20 protein-coding genes are annotated in these 23,365 nt (G+C 45.9%); 9 read left to right on the forward strand and 11 right to left on the reverse strand.

Going from position 1 to position 23,365, the window contains the following annotated elements; genetic code table 11:
- Nucleotides 1-14: 14 nt before the first annotated feature.
- Both C8N47_RS15890 and recG read right to left on the reverse strand, forming a co-directional pair.
- Complete coding sequence (locus tag C8N47_RS15890) at nucleotides 15-431, reverse strand: SoxR reducing system RseC family protein (protein ID WP_107823560.1); 417 nt, start codon at nucleotides 429-431, stop codon at nucleotides 15-17.
- 276 nt (nucleotides 432-707) lie between these two features.
- Nucleotides 708-2,807, reverse strand: coding sequence for an ATP-dependent DNA helicase RecG (gene recG, locus C8N47_RS15895; protein WP_107823585.1), 2,100 nt, complete (start codon nucleotides 2,805-2,807; stop codon nucleotides 708-710).
- A gap of 50 nt (nucleotides 2,808-2,857) precedes the next feature.
- Between recG and C8N47_RS15900 the strand changes: the two genes are divergently transcribed.
- The 3 genes from C8N47_RS15900 to C8N47_RS15910 all read left to right on the forward strand — a co-directional run bounded on the left by C8N47_RS15900 (nucleotide 2,858) and on the right by C8N47_RS15910 (nucleotide 4,123).
- Nucleotides 2,858-3,160 carry a hypothetical protein gene (locus tag C8N47_RS15900; protein WP_107823561.1) on the forward strand — a complete coding sequence of 101 codons (303 nt, stop codon included), beginning with the start codon at nucleotides 2,858-2,860 and terminating at the stop codon, nucleotides 3,158-3,160.
- 80 nt (nucleotides 3,161-3,240) lie between these two features.
- Nucleotides 3,241-3,801, forward strand: a complete 561-nt coding sequence (locus tag C8N47_RS15905; protein ID WP_107823562.1) for a cob(I)yrinic acid a,c-diamide adenosyltransferase — start codon at nucleotides 3,241-3,243, stop codon at nucleotides 3,799-3,801.
- A gap of 100 nt (nucleotides 3,802-3,901) precedes the next feature.
- Entirely contained in the window at nucleotides 3,902-4,123 is a 222-nt protein-coding gene (locus tag C8N47_RS15910; protein WP_073170646.1) for a DUF2795 domain-containing protein, read from the forward strand.
- A 43-nt stretch (nucleotides 4,124-4,166) separates the two neighbouring features.
- Here C8N47_RS15910 and C8N47_RS15915 read toward each other — a convergent pair whose 3' ends face one another.
- The 6 genes from C8N47_RS15915 to guaB are packed head-to-tail and all read right to left on the reverse strand — an operon-like array spanning nucleotide 4,167 to nucleotide 12,281.
- Nucleotides 4,167-5,684, reverse strand: a complete 1,518-nt coding sequence (locus tag C8N47_RS15915) for an OstA-like protein (RefSeq protein ID WP_107823563.1) — start codon at nucleotides 5,682-5,684, stop codon at nucleotides 4,167-4,169.
- 12 nt (nucleotides 5,685-5,696) lie between these two features.
- Nucleotides 5,697-6,662: an AAA family ATPase gene (locus C8N47_RS15920; RefSeq protein ID WP_107823564.1), complete on the reverse strand. Its 966-nt coding sequence runs from the start codon at nucleotides 6,660-6,662 to the stop codon at nucleotides 5,697-5,699.
- A 10-nt stretch (nucleotides 6,663-6,672) separates the two neighbouring features.
- On the reverse strand, nucleotides 6,673-8,022 hold the full coding sequence (locus C8N47_RS15925) for a peptidylprolyl isomerase (RefSeq protein WP_170111424.1): 1,350 nt from the start codon (nucleotides 8,020-8,022) through the stop codon (nucleotides 6,673-6,675).
- Between the two features lie 7 nt (nucleotides 8,023-8,029).
- Complete coding sequence (locus C8N47_RS15930) at nucleotides 8,030-8,884, reverse strand: hypothetical protein (RefSeq protein WP_107823566.1); 855 nt, start codon at nucleotides 8,882-8,884, stop codon at nucleotides 8,030-8,032.
- Entirely contained in the window at nucleotides 8,881-10,782 is a 1,902-nt protein-coding gene (locus C8N47_RS15935) for a peptidylprolyl isomerase (RefSeq protein WP_107823567.1), read from the reverse strand. The genes C8N47_RS15930 and C8N47_RS15935 overlap by 4 nt, the downstream gene beginning before the upstream one ends.
- Before the next feature lie 23 nt (nucleotides 10,783-10,805).
- Nucleotides 10,806-12,281 carry an IMP dehydrogenase gene (gene guaB, locus C8N47_RS15940; RefSeq protein WP_107823568.1) on the reverse strand — a complete coding sequence of 492 codons (1,476 nt, stop codon included), beginning with the start codon at nucleotides 12,279-12,281 and terminating at the stop codon, nucleotides 10,806-10,808.
- Between the two features lie 146 nt (nucleotides 12,282-12,427).
- On the opposite strand from guaB, the gene C8N47_RS15945 reads away from it, so the two are divergent.
- On the forward strand, nucleotides 12,428-14,332 hold the full coding sequence (locus tag C8N47_RS15945) for a RecQ family ATP-dependent DNA helicase (RefSeq protein ID WP_107823569.1): 1,905 nt from the start codon (nucleotides 12,428-12,430) through the stop codon (nucleotides 14,330-14,332).
- 95 nt (nucleotides 14,333-14,427) lie between these two features.
- Here the strand turns inward: C8N47_RS15945 and C8N47_RS15950 are convergent, their stop codons facing one another.
- From C8N47_RS15950 to C8N47_RS15960, 3 genes are all read right to left on the reverse strand, one after another.
- Nucleotides 14,428-15,222, reverse strand: a complete 795-nt coding sequence (locus C8N47_RS15950; protein ID WP_107823570.1) for a DUF4197 domain-containing protein — start codon at nucleotides 15,220-15,222, stop codon at nucleotides 14,428-14,430.
- A gap of 810 nt (nucleotides 15,223-16,032) precedes the next feature.
- Nucleotides 16,033-16,974 carry an aldolase catalytic domain-containing protein gene (locus C8N47_RS15955; RefSeq protein ID WP_107823571.1) on the reverse strand — a complete coding sequence of 314 codons (942 nt, stop codon included), beginning with the start codon at nucleotides 16,972-16,974 and terminating at the stop codon, nucleotides 16,033-16,035.
- Nucleotides 16,975-16,983: 9 nt separating this feature from the next.
- Nucleotides 16,984-17,286: a chorismate mutase gene (locus tag C8N47_RS15960; protein WP_170111425.1), complete on the reverse strand. Its 303-nt coding sequence runs from the start codon at nucleotides 17,284-17,286 to the stop codon at nucleotides 16,984-16,986.
- A 489-nt stretch (nucleotides 17,287-17,775) separates the two neighbouring features.
- Between C8N47_RS15960 and C8N47_RS15970 the strand changes: the two genes are divergently transcribed.
- The 5 genes from C8N47_RS15970 (at nucleotide 17,776) to C8N47_RS15990 (ending at nucleotide 23,360) form a co-directional block, all read left to right on the forward strand.
- Nucleotides 17,776-18,006 (forward strand): DUF2061 domain-containing protein, encoded by a 231-nt coding sequence (locus C8N47_RS15970; protein WP_107823574.1) that lies wholly within the window; start codon nucleotides 17,776-17,778, stop codon nucleotides 18,004-18,006.
- 41 nt (nucleotides 18,007-18,047) lie between these two features.
- Nucleotides 18,048-19,853 (forward strand): assimilatory sulfite reductase (NADPH) flavoprotein subunit, encoded by a 1,806-nt coding sequence (locus C8N47_RS15975; protein ID WP_107823575.1) that lies wholly within the window; start codon nucleotides 18,048-18,050, stop codon nucleotides 19,851-19,853.
- Nucleotides 19,854-19,997: 144 nt separating this feature from the next.
- Entirely contained in the window at nucleotides 19,998-21,692 is a 1,695-nt protein-coding gene (locus C8N47_RS15980) for an NADPH-dependent assimilatory sulfite reductase hemoprotein subunit (RefSeq protein ID WP_107823576.1), read from the forward strand.
- A complete protein-coding gene (locus tag C8N47_RS15985; protein WP_107823577.1) occupies nucleotides 21,670-22,434 on the forward strand; it encodes a uroporphyrinogen-III synthase in 765 nt (254 codons plus the stop codon). The genes C8N47_RS15980 and C8N47_RS15985 overlap by 23 nt, the downstream gene beginning before the upstream one ends.
- Nucleotides 22,435-22,532: 98 nt before the next feature.
- Nucleotides 22,533-23,360 (forward strand): SDR family oxidoreductase, encoded by an 828-nt coding sequence (locus C8N47_RS15990; protein WP_107823578.1) that lies wholly within the window; start codon nucleotides 22,533-22,535, stop codon nucleotides 23,358-23,360.
- Nucleotides 23,361-23,365: the final 5 nt, after the last annotated feature.

Below are 23,365 nucleotides of genomic sequence, written 5' to 3' on the forward strand. Positions count from 1 at the left end.
TTCATTTTTGGTAATTATTGTAAAGGCTTGATTTGAAATTCGAAACTTTTCTTCAGCTTATTCCGGAAGAGATATAGTATGAAATAGTAGGGAACAAGCGAACTTAAGGCGAGTATGCCGCCTGTGCTTTCGTTGGTTCCCAGTGCTGTTGCGATAATAAGAATGGTTAGTACCAGGATGAAAGGCAATAAATAGCCCAGAAAAAGCGCTTTGAAACCCTGTGTGGTTTTCCCGATGATGGTTACTTGTTGACCAACAGTGTAATTTCCTTCGAACGAGTGGATTTCGACTTCTTTGTCTTTCATGTCCGCTGCCGAGCAAGCTCCCTTAGCGTGACAGGACGCACAAGCCGATTGATTAATAATACCTACGATTATTGTTTGGTTTGAAAGCTTTTTTACGATCCCTGTATGTGTAATTTGTTCTGACATCCTCTTTGTTTGATTTGCTCTACAGCTTAATCGCACGCAAAACTATACCTATTTGTATAACTTGTTTATGCTGTAAAATCTTTTTTGGAACATCTTTTCTTATTTATATCCTTTTTAAATAATCAAGAATATTTAAGTGATGTATCAGCTTTAATTATAAGGCATTGCGACCGTTCCTGACAAAAATCATTGTTTAGGCGCAAAGGCAATGCAATCGATTGCTCAGCAAAAATAAGGAGTTTCTTTTTAAATCAAAAATTTGCAGTGAAAATGCGCCTAGCTAATCACGCTCCAGTCAAATTCAGTGGTATGCATCCGTTGTAAGTGATAGGCTAAAAGTTGATTGTCTTTGGCTTGTAGGCCGGGGTCGGCATCCAAAATGTCGGCGGCTGTATCGCGGGCAACCCGCAAAATTTCGCCGTCCTTTCCGAGGTTGGCAATATTCAGATCGAAGCCAAGGCCGCTTTGCTGAGTCCCTTCGAGGTCTCCCGGGCCGCGGAGCTGTAAATCAACTTCGGCAATTTCAAATCCATCGTTGGTGCGGACCATCGTTTCCAGCCGCTTGCGGCTTTCATTGCTGATTTTGTAGGACGACATCAGCAGGCAGTACGATTGCTCGGCACCCCGGCCAACGCGTCCCCGCAATTGGTGGAGTTGCGATAGCCCAAAGCGTTCGGCACTCTCAATAATCATGATGGATGCATTGGGCACATCAACGCCAACTTCGATAACGGTGGTAGCCACCATAATTTGTGTTTGTCCTTCCTTAAAAAGCTTCATCTCTGCATCTTTCTCTGCCGGCTTCAGTTTGCCATGAACAATACTGAGTTTGAAACGCGGGAAAACTTTCTTGAGAAGTTCGTATCCCTGCTCCAGGTTGGCCAAATCGAGTTTTTCCGACTCGCTGATTAGTGGATACACAATATAAGCTTGCCGGCCTTTGGTTACCTGTTCGCGGATGAAATCGTACACTTGTTGCCGACGATTCTCCAGATAGTGGCGTGTTTCAATTGGCTTTCGTCCCGGAGGAAGTTCATCAATTACCGAAACATCCAAGTCGCCATACAAGGTCATGGCCAGGGTGCGTGGGATGGGAGTTGCCGTCATCACCAGCACGTGGGGTGGGATGCCGGCGTTCTTTTTCCACAGTTTTGCACGCTGAGCAACGCCAAACCGGTGCTGCTCGTCGATAATTACCAGGCCAAGCTTCGAGAAATTCACCGAATCCTCGATAAGCGCATGGGTCCCAATCAGCAGTTGAATTTCGCCACTCCCGATGCCTGCGTAAATTTGCTCGCGTTTCTTCTTACGGGTCGAGCCGGTCAGCAGAGCCACCGTGACACCAATACCTTCCAACATCCGCGAAATGGTGTTGAAGTGCTGGGTTGCCAATATCTCGGTGGGCGCCATCAGGCTAGCCTGAAAACCATTGTCGAAGGCTAACAGAGCCACCATTAAGGCCACCAGTGTTTTGCCGCTGCCCACGTCGCCCTGTACCAAACGGTTCATTTGCTTGCCACTCCCCAAGTCGCGACGAATCTCTTTGATCACTTTTTTCTGAGCTCCGGTAAGTTCGAAGGGGAGGTTGTTCTGAAAAAAGCTGTTAAAGTTATAGCCCACATGCTCGAACACAAATCCTTTGAAGACTTCTTGCCGCCGGTGTTTTAAACTCAAAATTTTGAGTTGGATGTAAAATAATTCTTCAAACTTCAGGCGGAATGTTGCTTTTTGCAGCAGCTTAGTGTCTTCAGGGAAATGTATCTGCTTAAGTGCTTCTTTTAAGGGCATCAAACGTAGAGGCTCGCGAACTGTCGGCGGAAGTGTTTCGTAAATTTTTCCTTCAATAGCCTGTGCCAGATTGTACTGTATCTTGTTAATTGCCCGAGTGGTCAGGAATCGTTTTTTCAGCGTTTCGGTTGTGTTGTAGAATGCATGCAGTACCCCTGTATTGATCTGCTGGCTGGCAGCGGTTTCAATTTCGGGGTGAATGATGTTCATTCGGCCGTTAAATACCGAAGGCTTCCCAAAGACGACATATTCCTGCCGGGGTTTTAAATTCTCGCGAATATATTTAATGCCGGCAAACCAAATTAAGTCCAGACTGCCGGTGTCGTCGTGAAAAGAGGCCAGCAGTCGTTGCTTGCGTCCTTCGCCAATCAACTCGAAATTGCCCAGGGTTCCTTTTACCTGAATGTAAGCTTGGTGGGCATCGAGTTCGCGGATCTTATGAAACTTGGTGCGGTCGATGTATTTGTACGGAAAATAATAAAGCAGATCGCGGAAACTGGAAATTCCCAGTTCCTTTTTCAGCAACTCGGCTCGATTGGGGCCTACGCCCGGTAAAAATTTGATATTTTGATCTAAAAAATCAGGCATGAAGCAAAGATAAAAATTATCAGTTTGCTGCTTTGGCTCGGCACAAAGATATGTTTGTTGCATTCGTTGATAAAAGGAAAATCGACGAGAGGCTATTCCTTGTTATCGGGATGCTTTATTTTTGTATGTATTTAATATATTTACAAGACGATTTGCGGGTGGCTGTAAAAAGTCCTCAGCAAAAAGAGGAGCCGGAAATGAAAAAAGATGAGGAATACACGATGCGCTTGTTTTTTCCGGGTTCTAAACAACGAAACAGCTTGCTTGTTGTTACTCACGAAAAATGCAGGATGCATGCCCATCGTACTATTCGCTTAAAGGACGGACAGGTAGAGTCGGGTATGATCAATTAAAATCCTGTTTATTAAAAGAATAACCAGTTACTGAATATGGCTTATCTACCGATGTGATGAGCCTTTATATAATTAAAAGAATGGCTAAGGAATTTAGAATTTATACCAAAACCGGCGACGATGGAACTACCGGTCTGATTGGCGGAAGTCGCGTTAAAAAGTACGATAGTCGCTTGGAAGCTTATGGCACTGTTGATGAGCTGAACAGTTTTGTCGGCTTGGTTTTGTCGGGTGTTGAAGACGAGCGCGTGCGAAAATTGCTTACCGATGTGCAAGCAAAATTGTTTGTGATTGGCGCACATCTGGCAATGGACGAAAATGCCGGCGACCTGAAACAGCAATTGCCTTGTAGTGAGGTAGACATTGAAGCCTTGGAAAAAGAGATGGATCGCATGTTTGAAGAGTTGCCCAGGTTGAATCATTTTATTCTGCCAACTGGATGCCAAACGGCGGCTTACGCTCATGTTGCCCGCACTGTTTGCAGGCGTGCTGAACGGCGAATTGTGGAGCTGGCCGACAAAATAAGCGTGGATGAAAACCTGGTCAAGTACATTAATCGGCTTTCCGACTACCTTTTTGTGTTGTCGCGCAAGCTGAATCAGGATAAAAAGATTCCGGAGACCCCTTGGATTCCGGGCTGATGCAGATAAAATATTTTTTTGTTGTGGATGTACTATTTTTTTCTATATTCGCAAAATCATAAAATGTTAAGCTAAATAAAAACTAAAAATACCCACGAATATGTACTGGACACTAGAACTCGCATCGAAATTGGAAGATGCACCATGGCCAGCCTCGAAGGATGAATTGATTGACTACGCAATTCGTTCGGGCGCTCCTCTTGAAGTAATTGAAAACTTACAGGAAATAGAGGATGAAGGCGAAGTTTATGAGAGCATTGAAGACATTTGGCCGGATTATCCGAGCAAAGACGACTTTTTCTTCAATGAAGATGAGTATTGATTAAGCTTACCAATAGAAAGAAAAATAGCAGGATAATCTCCTGCTATTTTTCTTTTATAAAGATATCATTGAAGCTTTTTGGCCTGATGTCTTCCCGCCAGTTGAATCCGGGAAGTAATTTGTCCAGTTCCGAAATGTCGGCCAGGGGAACCAGCTGACCATCGGGAGTGGTGAAAAATGAAATTCGTGTGACCTTGCTTTCCTGCAGCCGGATTTGAATGGTGCTGGCCTGTGCCTTGTTCAAGCCGATCAAGCCCTTGTCGTCTTTGGCATAATACACACTTTGTCCGTTTCCGTCAACATCAATCCGGTATAAATCGTTTCGTGTGATGTAGCCCTTCATATTTCGCCCTTTAATTTGGTTGTAACGAACCGTATCTTCGCGGGCGATGATAAAAGCATTTTGCTTCATCTCAAATTCCTGATTGATGGAGTCCTTGCGAACCATTTCCATATAATCCGAAGTCATTTGGTTGTCGCCCGACCACAAAACAGGGTCGTTGAACAGGCAAAGGGTTGAGTCTTTGGTGTAATAAACCAGGGAGTCGCATTTCCCTTGCAGATCGTTTCTGAAGAATTTCACATTAAAATAGGCCTGCACAATATTTTCGTTGGGGATGGTATCGGCAACTGTTTTCAAGGTGTCGGCATGCATAAACAGCGTGTCTTTGGCTGTATAGAACAAGGCCAAAGCCGAATCATTGACCAACGATTCCTTTTTAATGTCATTATAGGCTATCCGGTTTCCTTTAATGATTACTTGGTTGGCCACATCGTGGATGCTGGCCTGACCAATAGCGAGGCCGTCGCCCGACTGCTTGTTGTAATAAATTGATGATGCCGTGATGTTGCGCCCCTCGGTTTTGATGACGGGGAACTGGTGCAGCTCGGCATCGCCGCTTTGCGTATTGTAAAAGCCGGCTGTCGCAATTAAGGTATCTTTCTCATTGAAGATGGTTGTAGGGCCAACGATTGACGTGATCCCTGTTTTCGGTTGGTATACCAGCGTGTCGGAAATCATTTGATAGCTGTCGGTCGTTACATCCACCTCAGTTTTAAAATAAACCCTATCCAGGCGGGTGTAGTATTCGCCGATCCGGCTATGCAGGGTATTGGTGCTGTCCTGAACGGTTCCGTAATCGTCGTAATAACCAATTCCCTGATTCATGTCGTAGTTCAGGGTATCAGTTGTCAACGTCACTGTTTTATTAACGAGTTTAACATTACCGGTTGCCAGCGCCCATTTTGTATCGCCGTTATAGCGAATATAACGGGCGTACATGTTCAGGGTATCAGCTTTAAGGATGTGAACATGGCCAAAGGCATCAACGATGTTGGTGTCGCTGTACATGTACGCGCTGTCGCACCACATCCGGATGTCGGCGTGATCGATGATCACATCGCCCAGCAGGCGGTTGGCATTTTTAATGATATTTTGATTGTTCTTCCAGCTGTCGGCCTGGACGATTTTTACCTCGGCTTTGTTTTGCGCTATGAGCGCCAACGGTAAAACCAACAAGACAAGCAGGGAAATGGGAACTTTATGACCAGTATGAAACATGAATCAGTTGAATTACAGCAATTTTTCGATAAGTTGATCAACAGAAATATTTTCAGCCTCCGCTTTGTAATTTTTGATGATCCGGTGGCGAAGGATGTTTTTGGCAACAGCCTGTACATCTTCAATATCGGGTGAATATTTTCCGCTGAATGCAGCGTGGGTTTTGGCTCCTAAAATCAGATATTGCGAGGCCCGCGGCCCGGCGCCCCATTTCAGGTATTTGTCGGTCAGCGGATCTGCCAGCTCGGTTGCCGGCCGTGTTCTTGCAGCCAGACTAACAGCATAACGCAGCACATTGTCGTTGACCGGTATTTTCAGAATAAGATCCTGAAAGTACCGGATTTCCTCGGCCGAGATAATCGCTTTGAGCGGAGTGGACTGTGTTGATGTTGTATTCTGAACAATCGTCAGTTCGTCTTCAAATTTCGGATAATCCAGCCAAATTGAAAACATGAAACGGTCGAGCTGTGCTTCGGGAAGGGGGTAGGTTCCTTCCTGCTCAATCGGGTTTTGGGTGGCCAGTACAAAAAACGGCTTGTCAAGCCGGAAGCGTTGTCCGGCAGCAGTAACCGCCCGTTCCTGCATGGCCTCCAGCAGTGCAGCCTGGGTCTTCGGCGGGGTACGGTTAATTTCGTCGGCCAAAATGATATTGGCAAACAACGGCCCCTGAATGAACTTAAACTGCCGTTCTTTATCCAAAATCTCGGTTCCGATGATATCCGAAGGCATCAGGTCGGGGGTGAACTGAATACGATTATATTTTAGACTGAAAACTTCGGCTATGGTGTTCACCAATAAGGTTTTTGCAAGTCCGGGTACACCAATAAGCAAGCAGTGTCCACGACTAAACATGGAGATGAGTACTTGCTTAACAATCTCGTCTTGTCCGTAGATTCGCTTTTTAATTTCAACTTGCAGCTCCTGCATCTTGGAGCATAACGAATCAACCGCTTCAACCTCATTTTTGAAGTTTACCATAGCCCGTGGTTTATTTAATCCAGTTGTCAAATTTGAAGTTACAGTTCACATAAGAATCGTCGATGCGGATGTAGGTTTTAGCCTGACGTTCCGAAATCCATTTATTCAGTGCTTCCTCCTGCTTTTGTTGCAGGTACATATCGCTTAGCAACTGGTAGTCGTCCTGAATATTTGCGCGGTGTTCTTTACTGCGGCTAATGAGTTTGACTACTTTGAAAACAGTGCGTTGCTTGTCGTCGATGGTTTGGAATGGATCCGAGATCTCATTTTCGTTCAGTTGATCCAAAATTTTACTTACATCGGGATCGAGTTCCTGCTTTTTCCATTTGGATGACATGGTGTATGGATTGATGGCCACACCTCCGCCGTTACGCGAGTTTTTGTCGGCCGAATAATGCAGGGCTGCATCTTCGAACGAGATTTTATTCTGACGAATTGCCGATGCCAAACTGTCAAGTCTGGTTGATGCGTCTTCCAATGCTTCAGTCGATGGCTTGGGTTTCAGGATGATGTGGCGTGTGTTCACTTGTTCACCACGGCGGTCAACCAACTGGATGATGTGATAACCAAAGTCACTTTTTACCACATTGGATACCCGGTCGCCGCGCAGGTTAAAGGCAACGGCCGCATACGAGGGATCCAGCTGAGCCCGTCCCATATAGCCCAGTTCTCCACCGTTTGGTGCCGAGGGGCCTTCTGAGTAAAGAACTGCAAGGGTTGCAAAATTTTCACCATCCTCAATCCGTTTCTTAAATTCGCGAAGACGTGCTTTGATGCGATTTTCTTCCTCGATGGAGATGGGAGGGTAGAAACTGATTTGTGCATATTCGACCTGCGGTTCAACGATGGGCAGCTCTTCGGTTTTTGCATTCTTTACTTTATAGCGCACTTCGGCCGGCGTAATGCTCACTTCACCGGTAATTGTTCCGCGCATTTGATTAGTAAGTAGTTGGTTTTTAATTACCTCCTGCAAACTTGCTTTGATTTCAACAATCGATTTTTGGAAATAAGCTTCAACAGCTTGTTCCGATCCCAGGTTTTTAGTGAAATATTGCATGCGCTGATCGAGCTGTTGGTTGATTTGGCTGTCGGTAACTACAATGTTGGTATCCAGCTGGGCTTCTGCGACCAACAGCTTTTCAACTAATAAATCTTCCAGAATTTCGCATTTCATATCACCATCCGAGCTAATGCCCTGTGCCTGGTTGTTGCGGTACATCTCTTCAATGTCTGATTTTAAGATGATATTGCTCCCAACGACAGCAACAATCTGGTCAATAATTTTGTCTTGCGCAGATACTAAATAACTGCCAGACAAACAGGCAATCATCATAAAAACAGCCAAAGCTTTCTTGAACATATCTATACTATTTTTTGATATTATAAATTTTAAATTTATTCGATGCCAGTCCTTCCTTATAGACATCTTCGTCAATATTCTTCAGAAATTGAATTTTTCTTTCGTTCAGAAGAATATTCCGAATTTCGTTTTCGACGTATTCAACGGGAGCGTTTTCGTTCTTTTGCCGAAAATCGCGGATACAAATAAAGTAATAATAATCTGTATCGCTGCTTTCAATAAACTTGTTTCTTCTTAAAATTTGTTGATCGATGTTAATTTCTTCGGGTATTTGGTCTTTTAGTGTCGACCAATCGACCCAGTGATCGTCAAAGCGATCGAAGACTTTGGCGTACTGAATTCCATATTCGTTGAGCTGGTTCAAATTGTCGGAATCATCGGTGGTGATGAGTGTTTTCAGCAATTCAGGGTTGGCCACTTCCAGTGGAATTTTAAAATAAACTGCTTTTACAATATCATCATTCAGTTTATATCGCCCCAGGTTTTTGCTATAATAAGCCGATATCTCTGACGTGGTGATCACTGTGTCCATTTTCTGTTCCATCAACTCTTTTTTGTAACGGAAGGTTAATAGCGAGTTCCGGTATTCATCCAATTCCGCCTGAACATCTTTTTGTTTATCGCTAAGGTTTTGTTCGGCATTTAATATCAAAAGTTCATTTTGGATCCACTTTCGGATAAAGTCATCCACCCAAAGTGTGCTGTCGGCACCCTTTAAGGATTGGGGTACAACCTCAGACAAATCTTCGAGGTAGAGGTAGGTTTCGCCGACCTTGGCAACCGGTGTCTTGTCGGGGGTTTTGGGGGTACAACCAGGCATTGTCAGGCCTGCCAGCAAAAGGGCCACCAAATAGTTTTTCATTTTAAGCTTTCTATTGTTTTTAATAGTTTCTTGTTCACTTTCACCTTGTATTCTCTTCGTAGCTCTGCGATCCATTTCTGTTCCTGTTCGTTTTGGTAGGCATCTACATATTGCCCCCGGGCTTCATCAAGTGTTTTGGGAGTTGGTGGAGTTAAGTCTCCCCGAACAAAATCAAGTCCATCGTGGTAAGTTTCCGGCCTGCTTTTGTTCCAAACCAGATAGTCGATCAATTCGTTTTGTCCGCCTGCAAAGATACCTTTTTGAATGGATGCCTGGTCCTTAAAATTCAAATTAAGCAGATCGGTTAATTCTTCTTTCGAAATTTCAGGGGCTTGCTCAAAAATCAGATCAATAAAGTCCTTAACCTCTTGGTTGTCGCATTTGATTGCCCAGCCTTTAAAGCGATTACCCCATCTGAATAGTTCAGGATTTTGCTCGTAAAAATCCTCCAGCCCAACCGAGTCGAGCCGGGCTTTGCGCCAGATTTCATCTTCCATGAGGTTGAAAAGCAGAATTCCATCGTGGTATTCCTGAAGCAAACTACGAAAGTCCGGATTTAGGACTTCGAGCTGCTGTTGCTCTGTCTCAATAAGCTTTTCTTCGAGGTAATTATTGTAAAAGTCGTTGACGTTGGCTGTGTGTTGACGCGCTGAACGATGCTTGTTCCAGGCTGTAGTGAAGTCGGTTGCCGGGAAACTAATGCTGTCGATTTTAAACAGCCATTCATCGTTGCCGCTTACTGTTTTTTCAAACAGCTTCTGCCTGATGTTCGTATTCTCGGTAATGGAATGCTCCTTCTTCAACCGGGCGATAAACAGCTCGCGTTTTTGTTGGCTAAAAGCTGTATTTCTTCGCAATTTTTCGGCAATCAAGTCTTTTACTTCCGGATACGGAGGTACTGGCTTGAGGTGGATGCGCTTGATCAGATGCACCCCGTAGCGGGTTTGTATTGGTTCGGAAACATCGCCATCCTTCATTAGTGCATAGCTGGCTGCTGCAAATGCCGGATCAATTTGCGACGAGGAAAAATAGGGCAGGAGGCCTCCCCGGGAAGCCGATTTTTCATCGTCCGAGTACCGCTGCGCCAGTGTTGCAAAATCATCACCGGCTTCTGCGCGTTGTTTCAGACTATCCAGCAAATTGGTCGCTTTGGTTATTTCGTGTGGCGATGTGGCGCGTTTCATGATGTGGGCAACCTGTATCTGCCCCGGATTTGGTCGCTTATCGATTAAGTAAATCAGATGATAGCCAAACTTTGTGCGCACCGGCATTGAAAGTTCGCCGGGGTTGAGTTTGAAAGCTGCATCTTCGAATTCCGGAACCATCTGTCCACCCGAGAAATAGCCCAGATGGCCGTGATTGCTCGAAGCGGACGGGTCGTCGCTGTATTGGTTGGCCAAATCTTCGAAATTTGCGCCGTTTACGATTTCCTGCCTCAGTTGCATACACCTCCGGTAGCTTGCAGAATCTTGTTCGCGACTGGCATGCGGTGGCATCCCAAGTAGAATGTGTGCGGCATTAAGCTCGGTGCACATCCGGCGGTAAGCTTCCTGCATATCGTCTTCGGTAACTTCCGAGAAGTTCATAAACTGCCTGGCCAGCTGCTCCCGGTATTGGTTAAATTCATTTCGGAACGAAGCCAGCGTGTCCATGCCTCGTTTTTCTGCTTCAATTACTTTCAACTTATAGTTGATGAATAAATCGAGGTACTCCCGGGGACTGGTCTTTAACGAATCGTCAACGAAGCCTTGATTACTTTTTTTATAAAGGCTTACAAATTCTTCTTTGAAAACAGGAATTCCGCCGATGGTTAACAGCGGTTCCTGTTGTGCCGAGGCTGTAAGTGCTAAGGCGACGAACAGTTGGCAGCTTGCGATGATTTGTAGGAAAGCTTTCAAAAGATTCTGGTTGATTTTAGATTCTATAAGCGGGAACTGTAGTTGGGCGATTCGCGGGTGATGGCCACATCGTGCGGATGACTTTCCTGAACGCCATTGTTTGTGATCCGGGTAAATCGGGCATTTTTCAACGCTTCCAGGTTCTTGGCTCCGCAATAGCCCATGCCCGAGCGAAGTCCGCCAATCAGTTGATAAAGCACTTCGAAAAGCGACCCTTTATAGGGAACCCGTGCGGTGATTCCTTCGGGAACCAGCTTTCGAACATCGTCCTCACCATCCTGAAAATAGCGGTCTTTGGAGCCGGCCTGCATGGCTTCTACAGAGCCCATGCCGCGGTAGGTTTTAAATTTACGCCCCTGAAAGATGATCGTTTCGCCGGGTGATTCGTCGACGCCGGCAAACAGCGATCCGGCCATCACCGAGCTGGCTCCGGCAGCCAGCGCTTTAACAATATCGCCCGAATAGCGCAGTCCGCCGTCGGCAATAATGGGAACTTTGCTGCTTTTTAGCGCTTTGGCAACGCTGTATATGGCCGACAGTTGCGGAATGCCAACGCCCGAAATAACCCGGGTGGTGCAGATCGATCCGGGGCCAATTCCCACTTTCACCGCATCAGCTCCCGCCAAAACAAGATCGGTAGCTGCCTCGGCCGTGGCTATATTGCCGGCTACAAAATCTTTATCGGGGTATTTGCTTTTTGCTTTGCGCAAAAGGTCTAAAACACCTTTCGAATGGCCATGTGCCGTGTCGATAACAATGGCATCAACCTGCGCTTTTACCAGCTCGTCTATCCGGTCCATGGTGTTTGTTCCGGGGCCCACGGCGGCAGCAACCCGCAGCCGGCCTTTTTCATCCTTGCAGGCTAGTGGTTTGTCCTTGGCTTTGGTGATGTCCTTATAGGTTACCAAGCCGATGAGTTTGTTGTTTTTATCAACTACCGGCAGCTTCTCAATTTTATGTTTTTGCAGAATTTCGGCGGCGCGCATCAAATCGGTCGACTCGGTGGTGTATACCAGATTTTCGGAAGTCATCACTTCCGAAATGGGTTTATTCAGATCGTTTTCGAAGCGAAGATCCCGGTTTGTGACAATGCCGACAAGCGTGCCGTCGGTTTTGACAACCGGTATGCCGCCAATTCGGAAGTTCCGCATCAGGTTCATTGCGTCAATCACTTTTTTTTCCTTTTCGATGGTGATGGGGTCGAAGATCATTCCGTTTTCGGCTCTTTTCACCGAAATCACCTGCCGGGCTTGCTCCTCGATGCTCATATTTTTATGGATAACACCAATTCCACCTTCGCGGGCCATGGCGATGGCCATAGGGGCTTCGGTTACCGTATCCATGGCTGCCGATACAACGGGAGTGTTCAGCTTAATGGATCGCGAAAACCAGGATGTTAGAAGGACATCTCTCGGCAGAACTTCGGAATAGGCCGGGACTAACAATACATCATCGAATGTTAAGCCTTCAGAAATGACTTTGTCGGAATAGAATGGCATGGTTAAGTTTTTAAGATGAACAGTATTCAAATCTACAAAAAATATACAGATATTAGCTTTACTTTGCAATTTGCAAAGGCAGGCTGAAATACATAACTTTCGCTACGGAAAGTCTGCCCAACATCGCAATAAAAACAGAAGCTAACGTGACGGTATACCGAGAAATACTTCAGAAATATTGGGGATATGCGAACTTTCGTGCGCTGCAGGAAGAGATTATCGAGTCGGTTGCATCGGGGAAGGATACCCTTGGTTTGATGCCCACGGGAGGTGGTAAATCGATTACGTTCCAGGTGGCCAGTTTGGCAAAACCGGGCATTTGTTTGGTGATTACGCCATTGATCTCGCTGATGAAGGATCAGGTTGAAAACTTGCAGAAGAAGGGGATTCGTGCTTTGGCGATTCATTCGGGGATGAGTGCACAAGAGGTGAAAATGACTTTCGATTCGGCAGCCTGGGGAGATTATAAATTTTTGTATTTGTCGCCTGAGCGAATTGCGACCGAGCGCTTTCGGGAACGTCTGCCGCAGATGGAAATCAACCTGATTGCGGTGGACGAGGCGCATTGTATATCGCAGTGGGGCTACGATTTTCGACCTTCCTATTTGCGCATCAAGGAACTGCGCAAACTGTTGCCCGGAATTCCGGTGTTGGCCCTTACTGCCACCGCCACGCCCAAGGTGGTGCAGGATATTCAGCAGCAGCTGGAGTTTAAGCAGAATAATGTATTGCAAAAGAGTTTCTTTCGCGATAATCTGACTTACCTGGTTCGCCATCGGGAGGATAAACTGCATTATCTACTGCAATCGGTACAGCGTGCAAAAGGAACCGGAATCGTCTATGTTCGCAGCCGTAAGCAGACCCGGGAGCTGGCTGACTATCTGCTACAAAATGAGGTCTCGGCTGATTATTATCATGCGGGGTTGACGGCTCTGAGCAGGGCTCAAAAGCAGGAAAACTGGAAAAGTGGCAAAACCCGGGTGATTGTCGCAACCAATGCCTTTGGGATGGGAATTGATAAGTCGGATGTGCGTTTTGTGATTCATCTGGGGCCGCCGGATTCGCCGGAAGCTTATTTTCAGGAAGCCGGACGCGCGGGGCGCGACGAAAAACGGGCTTTTGCTGTGCTCATTGCCGCTAAATCGGACGAGCGGGCACTTAAAAAGCAAGTTGAAAAAGCATTTCCCCCGGTCGAGATTATTCGACGTGTTTACCAGGCACTGGGAAATTACTTCCAGCTGGCTATCGGTTACGGACATGATCAAATTATGGATTTCAAAATCGGTGATTTTTGCAGTCGTTACAATATGCAAATTCAGACAGTGCTGAGTTGTTTAAAAATCCTTCAGCGAGAGGGCTATCTGGAATTGACTGAGGAGTTGGACAATCCGAGTAAGGTGCATTTTCGGGTTGGTCGCGACGAGCTGTATCGATTTCAGGTTGCCAATGCGCAATACGATGGCTTCATCAAGTTGCTGCTGCGCTCGTACTCGGCTTTATTTACAAACTACGTGAGTATCGATGAGGATTTGCTGGCTAAACGGGCGAATGTAACAGTCGATGTCATCAAGCGCTTTTTGAGCTTGCTGGGATCCAATAAAATCATTCATTATATCCCGCGAAAGAAAACACCTTTTGTGATTTTTACCCGTGATCGGGTTGAACCGGAGCGACTGAGAATTTCCAAAGAAAATTATGCCGACCGGAAAGCTGATTATCAGCATCGAATTGATGCGATGTTGAATTATTCGTTTGGCAAGTTACGGTGCCGGAGTCAGATTTTGTTGGCCTATTTCGGAGAAGAAAGCTCGGCAAGCTGCGGCAAATGCGATATTTGCATGGAGCGCAAAAGCGAGGGGTTAAGCCAGGCAATTCTCGATAAGCTCAGCCTACAATTGGAAGAACTGACGCAAGAACCGACTTCGTTCGAAGAATTACGAACTCATGTACAGATGCCCGAAGAAGAATTGATTGATGCAATTCGCTGGATGATAGATAATCAAAAACTTGTGTATCGCCCCGATAATCGGCTCGAATGGGTGAAAAACTAATGGCGTCCGGGCTGTGCGAAACGTGTGTTTTTTTCGCGCAGCAAAAATGCGGACATCAGATCCGCATTCCCGACTGGTAAACTTCAGCGTTGTTTTTAGTTGAATATTTTTTTGAGCAGGGAAGAGCCTTGTTCCAGCGGGTTTGCACGGATTGCTTTTTCCTGTTCTGCAATTTTAACGAATAAGCCGTCAATGGCTTTTTCGGTTACATAGGCACCCAAGTCGGGATTCATTTTTTTGACAAATGGTAATTTGTTGTAAGCAGTCATCACATCGTCCCAGTATTTGGTGGCGTTAACCGTTTGCAGCGAGTTGTTGATGATGGGGCTAAACTCCCGGGTAAGCTCCCCGGTGGTATTTACTTTTAAATAGTGCGTAGCTGCCGTGTCGCTTCCCAATACCAATGTGGTGGCGTCGCTGATGGTCATGTTGCTGATGGCAGCTATAAATATATCCGTCGCTGTTGACGCTGCGTCTTCAGCAGCCCTGTTCATCGAAAGAACGGCTTTGTCGACAAGATCGCCTAAACCCACGGCTCTCAGTTTGCTTTCTATGCTTTGAACATCCTCCGGAAAGGGGATTTTTATCAATTGATCACCGAAGTAGCCATCCTGCTTCGCCACCAGGGCCACTCCTTGGCGAACTCCCTTAATTAGTGCTTCTTTTATGCCCGAATTAGCTTCGTCTTCGGTGTAGTTCACGGTTTTATTGCTGCTTTCCTGTTGCGTCTGTGCGCTGTCACCAGCGGCTTCGGCATTGGTCGTTGTTTGTATGCTATCTTTCGCCGTGGCCTGGTCGACTACGGTTTTTAGTTTTTCGAAGAACTGAGCATGTGCTTGTGTCGTGCTAAATGCCAGTAAGGCAATTACGGCAATGGTGCTTTTTTTCATTTACTGTATTTTTCTAGTCCGTATTTTTGGGGTTGAACTTGTATTTTCCCGATGCAAATCTGAATTGCCTAATGTAGACATTTTTGGCGGGATATTGTTTAGCCTGATTCGGGGAGTTCGCTTTCGGTCAAAAAAAAAACTTCATGATTTCGGGGAATCACCAACTGGGATGAAAGTCTACTATTTTCGACGACGCTGTTGTCATTGTTCTCACAAGTTGTCGGGTTGTCTTGTTTTCCCGTTGTCGTGGTTGTCACAAGTTATCGGGTTGTCGGGTTGTCGTCCAAAACAGCCATGAAAAGCACGTTTAAGTGAATGCAAAACAAGCTTGCTTGATTTTTGCTGAGCGTAGTGCTTTCTGCAATTTTTTGTTTCGTTTTTGTGTCCCCGTCAGACCGGCCGGGCAGGACTACAAAAATGAAAACCCGTCCGGTAGGATAAAGTTCTTTTTTTTGATCAAAAGTCGAAATGGAAAAGGATAGGTTCTGAAAAGACTTTCTGATAACCTATTGGCAAAAGTTGTCGGGTTGTCGTTCCACCTCTAATCAAAACCAGTTAATGGCATTGCGACCTAACACCTTTGCTTGCATCGATTTTTACCGAAAAATAGTTAGGCAACTCCCATCGGTCAGTTTGCTACAAGGTGAGTCGTGGCTACTGATTCAAGCTCAATCGCAATTCAAGGCTGAAAAGATCACATTTTTGAGCTTTTGCGAAAGTCCATAAAAAAACCCTTCAATTTAATGAAGGGTTTCCATTTCAGGTTCTGGTTATTGTGAGATGTGAGAAAAGGTTCTGTAGTTAACGATCTTATTCGTAGTCGTGCATTTCTTTCATGAAGCCTACGAAATCATCTTTGCGTTCCGAGTCCATCCAGGCCATGGCACTTCTGGGATGTTCGTTTAGCGCTCCGGTTACCAGGTAGGGAACATGATAGCCCCAGTCAATTTTTTGCTGCCAGGGCAACACTTCCTCCTGGATGGCCTTGAGCAAGGGAAGTAACCGGTATTTCGGGTTTTTCAGAAAAGCGGTTAAAATTTCAATCGGGCAGTTTCCGGCACCACGCCCCATACCTAACAGCGTGGCATCCAAATAGGTTACGCCGCCCATTAAGGCTGTGATGGTGTTGCTCATCGCCAATTGCATATTGTTGTGCGCATGAATACCAATTTCTTTGTCGGGCAGTGCTGCTTTGTATTTTTTCAACAGATGTTCGGTTGTTTCGCAGTACATACTCCCAAAGCTATCAACCAGATAGAAAACAGGCACGCGCGACTGAGCAATATCCGATAAAGCCTCATCCAAATCGCGCTCATTTACTTTTGATACCGCCATCAGGTTGATGGTCGTTTCGTAGCCTTTGTCCATGCAGTGGTGCGCCAGCTCAATAGCCTTGTCGGTTTGGTGGGCGTAGCAGGCTACCCGCATCATGTCAATCAGGCTGTCGCTGGCTGGTGGAATATCGTCAAAATCGATACGCCCGATATCAGCCATCGCCGAAATTTTCAAGTTGGTGTCGTTGTTGCCCATAATTCGGCGAAGATCGCTGTCAGCGCAGAATTTCCACGGGCCAACTTCGTTTCTGTTAAATGCTTTTTCGCTACTGATGTAGCCAATTTCCATATAATCGACACCTGCTTCAACGCAGGCATTATACACGCCTTTTACAAATTTGTCGTCGAATTGCCACTTATTCATCAAGCCGCCGTCGCGCACAGTGCAATCCACAACTTTTATATCTGCTTTATACATCGAATCTAATTAACTAATTTTTGCCTGTTTATGAAGTTCTATTTCTTTTTGGATGTTGTGACGAACCATCGTCCGGAACACTTCGTCGACCATGGCTGGCGATAAGTCCAATTCGTCGGCCCATCGTTGCCGTTGTTCGTAAAGCTGGCTCTGCCGATCTTGCGCCACAATAGCTTCAACATCATTCTTGAAACGAATAATCTCGTGCACGTATTCCTGACGTTTTGCCAACAGCTCCATAATCTCGCGGTCAATCTTGTCAATTGCCGAACGAACTTCTTCTATCGTTGTGCAGGATTTTGCCTCTTTCATTATTGTTTGAATTTTGGAACAAAAATAATAAAATGAAATTGACATGAAAGAAAAACTTACGATTTCGCATTTTTGAAAAATCATCCCGCTTGCCGGGAAATAGAATGAAAAGTGATTTTTTTTATAATTTTCACATCGAAGTTTGTCGAAATGTTGAATTAAGTTCTATATTTGCAAAATAGATCACAAACGGAGCTCTTTATCTGAATTTACAAAGAGTCCCAATTTGAAACCATAAAAGAAAAGATTCGGAATACCGAAATATAAATTTAAAACGATGAATTTCACCACTTCTGTAAATATGACTACTTGTAGCACAAACATGATGATGTGTATGTGTTGTGGTTCTTTTTTGCAGAAGGAAAGGAGTTGATATTGGTATAGCATAACGCGAAAAATAAAAACTGAAGCCCTTCTGCAAATGCAGAGGGGCTTTTTTTATGCCCTTATCCCAACTTGAAATTAAGAACAAAAAAGATATAACACATCATGAGAGAAAAACCTTATCGCAGCGTAGTGAAGTCGATATCCTGGAGAACAGTCGGGACGATTGATACCATGGTGATCGCCTGGTTGGTTACCGGGCAGCTGGATTTTGCTGTAACCATCGGTGGAGTCGAATTATTCACCAAAATGTTTCTGTACTACTTGCACGAACGAACCTGGAACCGAATCCGATTCGGACGGATTGACCCTTCTAATATCGAGTATCATATTTAGCATTTCTTACTAATCAGATAATTACATAAACAGCATAACAGATGAGTATTAAATTAAATCCTTTAACCCCAAAGCAAGCCGAAGCGCTTGAGCAACTATTGCAAGGAGCCGTTCCGGAGCAAATAATCTGGTTGAATGGCTATTTTCAGGGCTTAACAACGGCCTACGGGCAGCCTTTGGCTTCGGTGGTCAGTGCCTCGCAAGCAGCTGTTGCTGCCCCTCCTGCGTCAGCCGCCGCATTGAAACTGACAATTTTGTACGGTTCGCATACCGGTCGTAGCGAAGGTATTGCCCAAAAATTAGCGGGCGTCCTCGAGCAGAAATCTATTTCGGCAACCGTGGCGGCTATGGACGACTATAATCCCAAGCAACTTGAAAAAGAAGAAAATGTACTGATTGTGGTAAGTACCCATGGTGAAGGCGAACCACCGGAGATGGCCGAGGATTTTCACCGATTTGTTACCGGCAAGCGTGCGCCAAAACTGCCCAACCTGAAATTCTCGGTGCTTGCTTTAGGCGACCGCAGTTACAAGCTTTTCTGCAAAACCGGTCTCGACATTGATCACGCGTTGAAAAAAGCAGGCGCCACTGAGCTGTTCCCAATTGTTACTTGTGATGTTGATTACGAGGACGACGCGAATACCTGGATTGAGGCTGTTCTGGAAAAACTCGCAACAAGCCAGCCCGGAACTGCGGCACTGGCCCCGGCAGCAACTTCGGAGAACCAAGCGGTGATCTACAATCAGAAAAATCCCTTCCGCGCAGCGGTAATTGATAAAGTGAAAATTACCGGCCGCGATTCCGATAAGGAAGTTTACCATGTTGAGTTGGACCTGGCCGGATCGGGTATTGCCTATCAACCCGGTGACTCACTGGGCGTGTTGGCGGATAATCCCCCGGCACTGGTCGATCAGATTATTGAAACTTTAAAGTTGAATCCGGAGCAGAATGTAGCCATTAAAAAGACGGAGTTTCCGCTTAGAGTTGCCCTGCGTCACCAGGTTGAAATTACCCTGATTACCCGAGATGTTATTCAGAAATATGCCGAAAAAACAGCGAATGCGAAAGTTGCTGAAATTGTCGAAAACGACGCCCTGCTGGATCAATATCTGTGGGGACACGATATCCTGGACTTGTTGGTTGAGTTTCCGGCAGAGTTGACTGCACAGGAACTAATCGATTTGCTGCGACCTCTGCCGCCCCGTTTGTATAGTATTTCGTCAAGCCAGGAAGCTGTTGGCGACGAAGTACACATTACGGTTGCCACGGTGCGCTATCAAAACAAAGGGCGAGACCGCGAAGGGGCCGCTTCAACCTATTTGGCCGACCGCATTGAAATTGATGGCGAAGTACCGGTTTATATTGAAAGGAATCCAAGCTTCCGGTTGCCCGAAAATGAGGAGACTCCGATCATCATGGTTGGGGCCGGAACCGGAATTGCGCCATTTCGTGCATTTGTACAGCATAGCGAACAGCAGAAACGCAGCGGCAAAAGCTGGCTGTTTTTTGGAGAACGGACTTTCCATTCCGATTTCCTCTATCAAATTGAATGGCAAAAATTCCTGAAAAAGGGTGTACTCAACAAAATCGATCTGGCATTTTCGCGCGATCAGGAACAAAAGATCTATGTGCAGCACCGACTGGCCGAACAGCAAAAGGAGATTTTCGAGTGGCTGCAGAATGGAGCCAGTTTTTACCTCTGCGGCGACATGAAGCAGATGGCCAAAGATGTGCAAAAAACCTTGCTGGAGATCATTCAAACACAGGGTGGGCTAACCGAAGAGCAAGCCCGCGATTATTTCAAAAAGCTCAAAAAAGAGAAGCGTTTTCAGGCCGATGTTTATTAACAACTCGCCCGAACAGCAATAAATAGCAGAAAAGGAGCTTTTAGTCGGAAATAAATATTTAATAATTGTCAATAAACTTGACTTGGTGAGTGTTAAAGCTTATATTGTAAGTATAAATACTTATCGTCTTAATAAATCAGAATCATGAGTAAACAGATTGATTGGAGTAAACTGTCAGAGGTTGAAAAACTGAAATACGATAGCAATTATCTAAGAGGCACTTTGGAGCAAAGCCTGGCCGATCCGGTAACCGGCGCCATTGCTGACGGAGATACCCAAATTTCGAAGTTCCATGGGATTTACCAGCAGCACGACCGCGACCTGGAGAAAGAACGCAAGCAGCAGAAATTAGAGCCGGCATGGTCGTTCCTGATCCGGGTGCGTTTACCGGGTGGTATTGCCAGCCGCGAGCAATGGCTGCAGATGGATCGACTGGCCGACACACATGCCAATGGCACGCTGAAGTTAACGACACGGCAGGCCTTTCAGCTGCATGGTGTCATCAAACGAAAGCTAAAGGCGACCATCCAGGGCATTAATGCCGCACTGATGGACACCATTGCCGCTTGTGGCGATGTAAATCGCAATGTCATGTCGTTTGCCAACCCCGAGGAGTCGGAAGTGCATGCGCAAGCTTATCAGCTGGCCGGTGATATTTCAGCCCACTTAACGCCACAGACGACGGCTTATCACGAGATTTGGCTGGACGAAAAACTGTTGGTTGACGGCAAGAAAGACTACGAGCCTATATACGGAGACCGCTATTTGCCCCGCAAGTTTAAAATTGGTGTGGCCGTTCCTCCCTATAACGATGTGGATGTTTTCTCGCAGGATTTGGGCTATATCGCAATTCAGGAAAAAGGTAAATTGGTCGGTTATAATATTGTTGTTGGCGGTGGATTTGGGTCAACCTTCGGTGTGCCCGAAACTTACCCGCGCCTGGGCGATGTGATTGGCTTTGTAAGGCCGGACAAAGCGGTTGATGTCGCTGAAAAAATTGTTTTGGTACAGAAAGATAACGGTAATCGTCAAAACCGGAAACAAGCCCGTCTGAAATATACCATCGACCGACTTGGCCTCGACTGGTTTAAGGCCGAGCTGAACAAGTATTTAGGCTATGATCTGGAGCCTGCCCGGGACTATCATTTCTCGCGAAATGGCGACCGCTACGGCTGGGTGAAAGGCCGCAATGGCAAATGGAGTTTAAACCTGTTTGTTGAAGGCGGCCGGGTGAAAGATACCGATTCGCTGAAACTGAAAACAGCCTTGAGAGAGGTTGCTGAAACGGTTGATGCACAGTTTATTTTAACCGGAAATCAGAACCTCATTATCGCCAATACGGATGAAAAAGAGAAGGTGTCGACTATTTTGCGCAAATACGGCGTTTGGCCAATTCAACTCTCTGGCTTGCGCCAGAATTCAATTGCCTGCGTAGCCCTGAACACCTGTAGTTTGGCTTTTGCTGAGGCCGAACGTTACCTGCCCGACTTGATGACTAAAATTGAGGCAATACTGGACGAATACGGTTTGCTGAAAGAGGAAATTGTGATCCGGATGACTGGTTGCCCGAATGGTTGCGGACGCCCGTACCTGGCCGAAATCGGCTTTATCGGCAAGGCACCGGGGCGTTATAATCTCTATCTGGGAGGAAATAGAAACGGAACCCGCTTAAATGCGCTCTACAAGGAAACGCTTTCCGAGGAAGAAATTTTAAAGGAGCTGCGGCAGCTCATTGCCGGCTATGCCAAGGAACGCAACGCAGGCGAAGGCTTTGGTGATTTTGTCGTTCGGAAAGGATATGTGAAAGAAATTACCCATGGAAAAGAATTTAAACATTGATGTTATGGAATTACCTTCAGTATTTATCGGAAGAAGTTTGTCAGAAAAAACACGCCAGTGGTTGAAAAATCAGCCCATCCGCTTTATTGAGCAGCCCTTGTTTCGGATTCAGTTTCGTAAGCCGAAGTTGGAAATTCTGAAAACCATCAAGGACAAGCCACTAAGCATTGTGGTTACCAGCAGTGCTGCCGCACATTGGTTGGTGCGTTTTCGCGAGCATTTTGGCATGCTTGTGAATCATGAAGTTTATTGTTTAAGTTTGAAACAGGAGAATATCCTGAAGGAGGGCTGGGGAAACGTTTTTCGCTCACCGGAACCAAATATTTTCTCGCTGAGTGAGCTTCTGGCTAAGCAACATAAGGGCCGACAGGTCGTTTATCTTCGAGGTGACAAGCCCCTAAATGATCTGTATCAGCAGCTGTTCAGTGCCGGTATTCATCCGCTCGAGATGGAGGTATATAAAAATACGCCCATCGAAAAATGGTTGAATCAAAGCTTTGATGCTTATTTGTTTTTCAATCCCAAATCGATTGAAACCTATAAGGCTTCCGGAAACTTTCCATCGCCAAACGGGCAGATTATGGCGGTTGGCGATCAAACAGCGATGATGGCCTGGAAGGTATTTCCGAACGAGGTGAATGTGTCGCGTGAGCAGGAAGAGCTGTCGTTTGTTCAGTATTCCATCAGTCGGCTACAGCAAAAGTTGAGCGAGCCCGAGTTTAAGGGAATGGTAACCGATTGATCGGTGACCAGGTGAGGATTTTCCGGGTAAAATCAGCACCGCTTCAGGCGGGCAGGCGCAACCAGTTGACCAAAGTATTGTTATAAATTCAAAAAGAAATGATGGAAACAGTTTCCATATTGGGAGTCGGCTGGTTGGGCCTGCCTTTAGCCAAAAGGTTAATCAGTGACGGGTATCAGGTGAAAGGCTCGGTAACAACCGCAGAAAAGATGGAGCTGCTGCAGCAGGCGGCAATATGGCCCTATCAGCTTATTGCGAGCCCGGAGAACCTTTGGGTGAACGATGCCTCCTTCTTCAACGCGGATGTTTTGATCATCTCGATTCCTCCCAGGCGTATTCCGGATATCGAATCGATCTTTCCGAGGCAAATCGGGTATTTAATTAATGAGCTGGAGAAAACAGATCTGAAAAAGGTGATTTTTATTTCTTCAACATCAGTTTATCCCGATGAAGGACAGCAAGCTGTGGAGACAGATACCTTATCGCCCCAGAAAGCATCAGGCAGAGCATTGGTGGAAGCGGAGAATTTATTTCGGCAGAACAGTCAATTCAAAACGACCATTATCCGCTTTGGAGGCTTAATCGGGGCCGATCGGAATCCTGCGCGCTTTTTGGCGCGACGTAAAACTGCTGTTGATGGTCGCAAACCGGTGAACCTGATCCATCAGGACGATTGTATTGCGATTATTCGGGAGATTATTCGCCAAAATATATGGGGCGAAACTTTTAATGCTTGTTGTCCGGAGCATCCTACCCGCAGGGAATTTTACCTAAGGGCATCGCTGTTGTCGGGAATCCCTGCGCCGGATTTTGAGGATGGAAACGAAGCTTTCAAAATTGTAAACAGTCAAAAGTTAGTTCGTTATCTCGATTACGAATTCAAATTTCCGAGTCCGCTCGATTATTTGAATCGCACAACAATTTAGCTTTC

It is taken from the genome of Mangrovibacterium marinum, from assembly GCF_003046625.1.
GTDB classification, from domain to species: Bacteria; Bacteroidota; Bacteroidia; order Bacteroidales; family Prolixibacteraceae; genus Mangrovibacterium; species Mangrovibacterium marinum.

Bases quoted from the DNA above. Each gene is read 5' to 3' on its own strand.
- C8N47_RS15910 (WP_073170646.1), top strand. From the start codon at position 3,902: ATGTACTGGACACTAGAACTCGCATCGAAATTGGAAGATGCACCATGG.
- C8N47_RS15905 (WP_107823562.1), top strand. From the start codon at position 3,241: ATGGCTAAGGAATTTAGAATTTATACCAAAACCGGCGACGATGGAACT.
- C8N47_RS15960 (WP_170111425.1), bottom strand. From the start codon at position 17,286: ATGAAAGAGGCAAAATCCTGCACAACGATAGAAGAAGTTCGTTCGGCA.
- C8N47_RS15985 (WP_107823577.1), top strand. From the start codon at position 21,670: ATGGAAAAGAATTTAAACATTGATGTTATGGAATTACCTTCAGTATTT.
- guaB (WP_107823568.1), bottom strand. From the start codon at position 12,281: ATGCCATTCTATTCCGACAAAGTCATTTCTGAAGGCTTAACATTCGAT.
- C8N47_RS15980 (WP_107823576.1), top strand. From the start codon at position 19,998: ATGAGTAAACAGATTGATTGGAGTAAACTGTCAGAGGTTGAAAAACTG.
- C8N47_RS15890 (WP_107823560.1), bottom strand. From the start codon at position 431: ATGTCAGAACAAATTACACATACAGGGATCGTAAAAAAGCTTTCAAAC.
- recG (WP_107823585.1), bottom strand. From the start codon at position 2,807: ATGCCTGATTTTTTAGATCAAAATATCAAATTTTTACCGGGCGTAGGC.
- C8N47_RS15915 (WP_107823563.1), bottom strand. From the start codon at position 5,684: ATGTTTCATACTGGTCATAAAGTTCCCATTTCCCTGCTTGTCTTGTTG.
- C8N47_RS15900 (WP_107823561.1), top strand. From the start codon at position 2,858: ATGTTTGTTGCATTCGTTGATAAAAGGAAAATCGACGAGAGGCTATTC.
- C8N47_RS15975 (WP_107823575.1), top strand. From the start codon at position 18,048: ATGAGTATTAAATTAAATCCTTTAACCCCAAAGCAAGCCGAAGCGCTT.
- C8N47_RS15925 (WP_170111424.1), bottom strand. From the start codon at position 8,022: ATGTTCAAGAAAGCTTTGGCTGTTTTTATGATGATTGCCTGTTTGTCT.
- C8N47_RS15970 (WP_107823574.1), top strand. From the start codon at position 17,776: ATGAGAGAAAAACCTTATCGCAGCGTAGTGAAGTCGATATCCTGGAGA.
- C8N47_RS15955 (WP_107823571.1), bottom strand. From the start codon at position 16,974: ATGTATAAAGCAGATATAAAAGTTGTGGATTGCACTGTGCGCGACGGC.
- C8N47_RS15930 (WP_107823566.1), bottom strand. From the start codon at position 8,884: ATGAAAAACTATTTGGTGGCCCTTTTGCTGGCAGGCCTGACAATGCCT.
- C8N47_RS15950 (WP_107823570.1), bottom strand. From the start codon at position 15,222: ATGAAAAAAAGCACCATTGCCGTAATTGCCTTACTGGCATTTAGCACG.
- C8N47_RS15990 (WP_107823578.1), top strand. From the start codon at position 22,533: ATGATGGAAACAGTTTCCATATTGGGAGTCGGCTGGTTGGGCCTGCCT.
- C8N47_RS15920 (WP_107823564.1), bottom strand. From the start codon at position 6,662: ATGGTAAACTTCAAAAATGAGGTTGAAGCGGTTGATTCGTTATGCTCC.